Annotated in this window: 4 protein-coding genes; 3 read left to right on the top strand and 1 reads right to left on the bottom strand. The window is 62.7% G+C overall.

The window, feature by feature from the left end:
* Positions 1-388: 388 nt before the first annotated feature.
* Positions 389-1,261 carry an N-acetylglucosamine kinase gene (locus E3O39_RS00730; RefSeq protein ID WP_241984928.1) on the bottom strand — a complete coding sequence of 291 codons (873 nt, stop codon included), beginning with the start codon at positions 1,259-1,261 and terminating at the stop codon, positions 389-391.
* Here E3O39_RS00730 and E3O39_RS19360 point away from each other — a divergent pair.
* From E3O39_RS19360 to E3O39_RS00720, 3 genes are all read left to right on the top strand, one after another.
* A complete protein-coding gene (locus tag E3O39_RS19360) occupies positions 1,184-1,354 on the top strand; it encodes a hypothetical protein (RefSeq protein ID WP_241984929.1) in 171 nt (56 codons plus the stop codon). The two genes, E3O39_RS00730 and E3O39_RS19360, sit on opposite strands and share 78 nt — an antisense overlap.
* A 559-nt stretch (positions 1,355-1,913) precedes the next feature.
* Entirely contained in the window at positions 1,914-2,918 is a 1,005-nt protein-coding gene (locus tag E3O39_RS00725; protein ID WP_134449298.1) for a LacI family DNA-binding transcriptional regulator, read from the top strand.
* 1,123 nt (positions 2,919-4,041) lie between these two features.
* Positions 4,042-4,236: ATP-binding cassette domain-containing protein (locus E3O39_RS00720; RefSeq protein ID WP_134449297.1), on the top strand; the 195-nt coding region annotated here is incomplete at its 3' end.

The following is a 4,236-nucleotide window of genomic DNA, read 5'->3' as shown; positions in this document are numbered from 1 at the left end:
CGACACGGCCTGGATCAACAAGCCCGCCGAAGCTCAAGAAGACGAGCCGAAACTAGCCGCCTAAACTCACGCTGGCCTCATTCACCTTGACAAATTCCGCCATGCCGCTGCAGTCAGGCGACATCTGATCGAACCATTCACCACAAACAAAGTCGATCAACTTCGAGAGACGCTGGAGTGCATTCCGGCTCTCTGTAACGCCTGAAAATTATCAACGAGGGCTAGCTTCACCGCGTGATACCAAAGTCGACGTCGTCCGCTTTACGGACTCCGGGCTCGGCATCCATTGCAGCAAGAACGTCGCGGTGATCACGGCGGTGATCGGTATCCTGGTGCTCGTTCCCTTTGGACTCACTGATAGTTTGCGAAAGCCTTGATCAAGCCCTAGCTAATCTCGGGCGATGGACACGAGTCCGCGGAGAGCACTCTGCACGGCGAGGTGGGGCAGGAGTGTGGCGCCGTCGAGGCCGTTAGCGGTGGGGAAGCGCAGGTCGACCGCTGGCCAGAGGGCACGCAGGTCCCGCTCGAAGCGACTTGAGATCTCGGGCGCGCGCAGCACCCCGCCCAGACCGCCGACAACGGGCGCTGCGCGGGCGGCTTGTCCGACACGCTGGAGACCTGTGCGCACCGAGCGCACCAGTTCCGCGGCGGTGGCGTCGCAGATGGCGGCAGCGACGGTGTCCGTCGGGGCGAGCGCGGTGACCGCGCGCGACCAGGACGCGATGCGGCTGACCCGGTTCGGATCGGCCTGCAGCTCTAAATAGAGGGTTTCCAGGTTCGGGAATTCCGAGCGGACGGCCGCGGTGAGGTCGGTCGCCTGACCGCGCCCGTCGTAGTCGCGGACGACGGCATCGAGGGCGGCGCGGCCGATCCAGTAGCCGCTGCCCGCGTCGCCGATCAGATAGCCCCACCCATCGACTCGTGCCACGTCGTGCGCGCCGACCGCGAGGGTAACCACGCCGGTGCCGACCGCGATCACAGCCCCAAGGGTGTCGCCGAGGGACCCAAGATACGAGGTGACCGAGTCATGGGCGAGGAATACCTCCCGTACCCCGAGGTCGCCGCCGAGCCGGAGCAGGGCGGCGGCCTCGGCATCGGATTGCGTGAAGCCCGAAATGCCCGCGCTCACTGTGCCGATGCGAACATCGGCGGCACCTGCGATCCGGGCCAGAATGTCCGACAGTTGCGGGACAAGGTCCCGATCGGTACGGATGCCTTCGAAATTGAACGTCTCCTGACGGCCCTCGCCACTCTGCAGCACGGCACGAATGCCGGTCTGTCCCGCGTCAATGGCAACGCGGTGGGATGCGCCAGTCACTCCCGGCTGCCCGTCGCGTCGAACATGTCCTCATAGCAGCGCAGCTGCTCGGTGCCGGACGACGCCCCAAGTAGTGCCCAGCCGAGAGGCTCGACCGGAAAGCCCGGACGGCTTGGGTATCGTGCGTCGAGGAATGAACAACTTGTCGCACTTTTCCGCGACGCCGTCGAGACAGTCGAGCTCGGCCGGCAACACAACAATCGGGTAGTTCCGCTCGGTTCGATCACTTCCGCCGCGTCCCACCCCATGACCCGATCTACTGTGGCGGTGGCGGTCCAGGCCGGGCCGAACGGATACCGAAAGGAGTGTGGGAGGGCCGGAGCAGCTTCGGCCCGTGCGGAGGTGGCGGACATTGTGCAATAGCTCCAGACGTGGAAGAGCGAACCGCAGCATGCACGATCATGTCAACGCTGTCTCTCGCGAATTCACTGTACCACCGAGGGATTTGGACCCTGATATCTGGGGGTTTTGGGCCCTGATAGCTAGGGGGGACACGGCCTCGGTGACACTTGCGGCCCCCGGAACTTTGAGACTTGTGTCTGACCTTGACATGGGGTATCGGTTAGACTGAATGGTGACCGGCTGGGGAGACACCATGACGACGCAACCGAGAGCGACTCTGGCCGATGTTGCCCGGTTGGCAGATGTGAGTTCGAAGACGGTATCGCGTGTTTTCTCCGACGGTGTCGTGAGTGCCGCTACTCGGGCGCGAGTGCTTGCCGCTGCAAAGCAGTTGCGCTTTCGGCCCAATGTCCTCGCTCGCAGCCTCCGTCACGGCGGCGTGTCAAACACGGTCGCCTTCGTGATCGGTGACATCACGAATCCCTTCTACTTTCACGTTGCCGCCGGCATTGAGCGCGCCCTGGCTGACAACGGCCTGACCATGGTGCTCGCTACGACGGATGACGCGGCCGATAGCGAGGAAGGCGTTGTAGATGCCCTCCTTGCCCAGAGAGTCCGGGCGCTTGTGCTTATCCCGGTGGCGTCGGACCAGTCCTACCTTGATGGAGAACGCCAACTGGGTACTCCGATCGTGAGTGTCGACCGGCCTGCCAGTAACCTGTTGGCCGACTCCGTCGTTCTCCAGAATCGTGACGGAATGCGGGATGCTGTGCGTTCCCTCATCAGTCTCGGGCACCGCAGAATCGGTTTCGTGAGCAACCCGTCTGAGATCTATACCGTGCGCGAGCGGCTCGCGGGCTATCGTGAAGCTCTCGCCGAAGTCGGCATCAGCGACAACACGCGGTACGAACGATGCAACGACGATCCGACTGTGTCCGCAGAGAGAGCGGTGGCGAGCTTATTCGAACAGGCAGAGCCGCCCACTGCCCTGGTGACGGGCAACAATCGTGCCACTGCGGGAGCGGTGCGGTTCCTCCGCGGTCGCGAGCCGCGGGTCGCGTTCATCGGATTTGACGACTTCGACCTCGCCGACGCACTCGATATTTCCGTGGTCGCCTACGACACGATGGAAATCGGGCGTGCAGCTGCACAGCTGGCCCTCGACAGGCTGACGGACCCGACCGCCTTCATCCGGCAGATCCAAATTCCTACCCACCTCGTGCATCGCGGTTCCGGCGAGATTCGCCCGCCAGTCTGATCTGCCGAGCGGGCGACTTACCCGTTACCCGTTGCCCGCGCCTGCCACCCGTGCGGCTTACGTTCGCTTGAGCTATCCATCGGGCGAGACGATCTGGGCATACTTGTTGCCGAGTCTCATGAGGTCGTTCCGCGTCCCGAGATGCACGATGTGACCGCTATCAAGCACCTGTGGATCACACCGGCCGCCACCTGGTGCGACGAATACTTTCGGTGGCGTCCGCAATCCTGCCGATTATGTTGTCAAAAACACGATTTTCAGCATCAACGAAAATAGACAGCGCTGTCATATATTCCGGGAGCGTAGTAGGGTTCGGCGCGCGGTCGAAGACTTTCAACAAAGACAACTCGCTCACTCCAGAACGCAGATGTTTCGACCATGAGCACGGAGTGTGCCGAACCGACCCTGAACGGGGGGGCACTGTTCGACCTGAACCCCCGGCCACACGCGCGAGGTGACCCAAGGGTCGGCCGGGAGGCCGCTGGGACAGTGCCGGTCTCGAAGCTGATTTGGTCATCCGAGACGCGCTCATCTCAATGACAGCGTTGTCTAATTTTCTCGTAGTGGTGCTAGCGTTGCGATTGGCCCAGATACTTTTTGGGTTGCATCGTCCCGATCGAAGGAGATCCGTTGCGGCACGGTATGAGCAAGCCTCGTCTACGCACAGAGTGCGCGCCCGGCAGGAACCTGGACGGTGCGGGGAGCTCGGGTTCATGGGGCCAACTGGCTAAAAGCCGTCTCACTTCCGGAACACCTCGACTTCGTGTGAACGGCGCGCTCCGTACGCCGCCATCGGCTCACGCGCGTCAGCCGGAGACGACAATTTCGAGGGTAGAGGCGATCCCCGTTGACGAGCCTTCCAACAGGAACTCCGCCGTCAAATCAGGCACGATCGACGCCGGTGAGGGCGCGGCGAAGGTTACCTTCGGTGCCGACTCTCGGGACGCGACACCGCACGTCTCCTTCTGCGATTCGATGCTTCTTTCCCACGGCGACGCTGGCGGCTACGTCTCAGCAACAACCCCGCGTGATGTGCCCGGCCATTTGACGATCATTTCGGTACCGCGTTCGACACTGGACAAACCGCCGTGGTCCACGATCGCGACAAGTGAGGAGCACAACTATGTCCGGTGAGCGGCGCGCGGCGCGCGAGCCCGTCATCCTGGAAATGCGCTCGATCACGAAAGAGTTTCCCGGGGTTAAAGCGTTGTCCGATGTATCGCTCACGGTGACGGCGGGGGAGATCCATGCGATCTGCGGTGAGAACGGGGCGGGCAAGTCGACCCTGATGAAGGTGCTCTCGGGCGTCTACCCGTAT

The sequence above is a fragment of the Cryobacterium sp. MDB2-A-1 genome, assembly GCF_004402675.1.
Lineage (GTDB): Bacteria > Actinomycetota > Actinomycetes > Actinomycetales > Microbacteriaceae > Cryobacterium > Cryobacterium glucosi.
The sequence above is the reverse complement of the archived record's forward strand: the minus strand, read 5'-3'. Positions and strand labels throughout refer to the sequence as shown.